Annotated in this window: 2 protein-coding genes; both read right to left on the bottom strand. The window is 46.8% G+C overall.

The window, feature by feature from the left end; all coding sequences use genetic code 11:
• A partial coding sequence (locus tag VK541_RS19755) for a glycoside hydrolase family 95 protein (protein WP_324372155.1) occupies positions 1-1657 on the bottom strand: 1657 nt, incomplete at its 3' end.
• Positions 1658-1677: 20 nt separating this feature from the next.
• Positions 1678-3108 (bottom strand): DUF7133 domain-containing protein (locus VK541_RS19750; protein WP_324372154.1); only part of this gene is annotated, 1431 nt, incomplete at its 5' end.

Below are 3108 nucleotides of genomic sequence, written 5' to 3'. Positions count from 1 at the left end.
TTTCAGCAGCCCGGATTACATTTGAGAACAGTTCAAACAAAATCTGGTTGTCCATTGTAGTTCCTGCCTGAATGGATTTGCCTTTAGCTATGCTAGGCGCATTTTCGGGCGAATTTGAAGGCACTACAACCAACCATTGGTGTGTGGGTTCTTCTACTAAAAAATCACTATAAAACTGAGCAGAACCTTTGATGGCATCGTAAACAGACTCAAGGTATTTTTTATCGCCACTGTAAAGATATTTATCCCATAGGTGCCTACTTAGCCATGCACCTCCCATAGGCCACATGCCCGAGTACACTCCATCTACATGCCCCGTAATACGCCATAAATCGGTATTATGATGGGTAACCCAACCATTGGAACCATACATTACTTTGGCTGTTTCTTGGCCAGTAATGGAAAGCTCTTTTACCATGTTAATTAAGGGCTCATGCATTTCGGTAAGATTGGTAGACTCCGCAGGCCAGTAATTCATCTCCGTATTGATGTTGATGGTATATTTACTGCCCCAGGGCGGATTCATTTTATCATTCCAGATGCCCTGAAGGTTGGCAGGCTGACCACCCGGCTGTGAAGACGAGATCAGCAGGTACCTGCCAAACTGGAAATACAATGCCGCCAGTTGCGGGTCATTGCCTTTGGCAAAATTTGCCAGACGTACATCTGTTGGATCTTTGATGGCATCGGTCTCACCAAGATCGAGTTTTACACGGTTGAAGAATTTCTGATAAGCAGCAATATGGCTTTTCATCATTGCCGGATATGCTTTCGGACTGGCTTTACTTAAATAGTCTGCAGCTCTTTTGCTTTCATCACCGCTCAGATCTTCATAACTGTTGAAATTGGTAGCGATAGAAATTAAAAGTGTAACTGAATTGGCATTGGTCACGTTTATGGCATTTTCAGTAGCAGCAACCTTCCCGCCTTCGGCTTTCACCTTTACAATGGAGCTAAACTTTACAGCGCCCTTTACACCGTCCTTATCGCCCGAAATACCGGACAGAACAAGTTCATTGCCATTCCTGGTGCTGACCTGTGATTTTTGCAGGCTCTGCATGGCAGCAGAGAAAGTAAGCTGTCCGGGTTTGCTCGCTGTAAGCCTTACCAGCATGACCTGGTCCGGCAAAGACACAAATGCTTCCCTGGTATACTGAACCCCATTTACGCTATACGTTGTTTTAGTTACTGCTTTTTCAATATCAAGTTCACGGTAATAATCTGAATAAGTTTCATGACCTGCAAAAGCAAGGCTCAGGTTACCGAGCAGCTGGTAATTCATGCCGTTGATTCTGGACTCGATATTGGCAGCAGCAACCTTGCTGGCCTCATCATATTTGCCCTCAAAGATCAGTTTCCTGACTTCAGGCAAAGCAGCCAGCGCTTTTGGATTGTCGTTACGATTGGGTCCTCCAGACCATATTGTTGCTTCGTTTAACTTGATCAGCTCATTGTCGGGATTACCATACACCATGGCGGCCAGACGGCCATTGCCAATAGGCAGGGCAGCTTCCCATACCTTATCGGCAGGTTTGCTGTACCACAGTTTCATGTGGGTATCCTGAGCGTATCCCGCAGCTGAGCAGGTAAACAGGATTGAAAATACCAGGACTTTAAAGTTCAGATATTTTGGTTTGTTGGTTTTGGTGTTAAACATATATCTGGTTTTGGTCGGTTTTATTTTTTGGAAGCATCGAGCTCTTTTACTGTCCATGATGTTGTCCGGCTTGCATTTTCAGCCCTCACTTTTTTCACGTCTGAAGATTTCACTACAGCAGCTTTATTGCCCATGTCGTTTCTGATATAGCTCAGTACCGAAGCAATGTATTCATCATTATTTGCTCCTAATGCCGGCATAACATCCGGATAAGTTTTACCGTCTATCGGACCGGATAGCCCGTGAAGCAATATTTTGATCAATCTTTCCGGATCGGCATTGACATCTTTAGCCCCTGCAAGTGCGGGCGCAGGCATGTCCTTGCCCCCATTATTTATTCCTTTTCCATCTGCCCCGTGACAGGTCGCACAAAGCTGTTTAAAGATCAGGGCTCCGTCTTTTATTAATTTCTGATCAGCAGCAGCCATCAGCTTAGCTTTTTGTTCGGATTCTGCTCTGTCCCTGATCTTGCTTTGATACTTGTTCTGAGATTCGGCAAGAAGCCTGTCATCAGGATAGTTCTTTAAAAGACCCGCGATGATCTGACCGGCCTTTTCAGATTTATTAAACCTAAGAGACAAGGCGAGCTGCAAGCGTACGTCGGCACTTGGATCACTTTTCAGGGCTTCAACAGCATCCAGGAGATTCTGATCACCATTGGTCAATGCTTCTTCAGCGATCCAAAGTGCGGTTTTCCTGATTTCGGGATCCTGGTCTTTCAGCGCGGCGAGCAATACCGGACGTTCAAGTCCATTCAATCCGTTCAATGTCCATAAAGCATGTATTTTAGCCAGCTGAACCGGAGATTTGCTGACCAGTGCTTCCAGAGCAGGCACTACACCTTTATCGCCCCGTACTACCAGCAATTTTTGTGCATTGTCGCGCCACCAGCCATTAGGGTGGCTCAGGTATTGGACCAGCTGGGCACTTGGCAGGCTCAGCATTCTTGGTACTGTTTTATCAGGCTTGATGCCGTCATAAACCACACGGTAAATGCGGCCCCTGCCTATGTTCTTATCCAGTTTCTTCTGATCAATCTGGTTGCGGAGATAGGTTCCCTTTTTGGTCCAGTTACCTTCCTGAATAATACCGCGGTGCATATCTACAATGTAAAGACAGCCGTCTGGGCCGGTCGCACTGTTGACCGGTCTGAAGTTCATATCGGTCGAGGCAATAAACTCTTCCCCCGGATAGGCGTTCGTTAGCGTGATTTTAGCATTGGTATTGCTGAGCTTTGCCCTCCTGATGAGCCGGCCCACCGGTTCAGGTATAAACAGGTCACCAACGGCATCTGCAGGTAAAGCGGTACCCCTGAAAACCGACTGTCCGGCACAAGCAGTAAAATGATTGAGTGTGCTGTCCGGTCTCAGACGCCCCAGTCCTCCCTGAACATCAGGTGTGGAGATGACCGGCCATACAGACTGGAAGTCTTTATCCAGCTGACCGCCCAC

Source organism: Pedobacter sp., assembly GCF_035317785.1.
GTDB lineage: Bacteria > Bacteroidota > Bacteroidia > Sphingobacteriales > Sphingobacteriaceae > Pedobacter.
The sequence above is the reverse complement of the archived record's forward strand: the minus strand, read 5'-3'. Positions and strand labels throughout refer to the sequence as shown.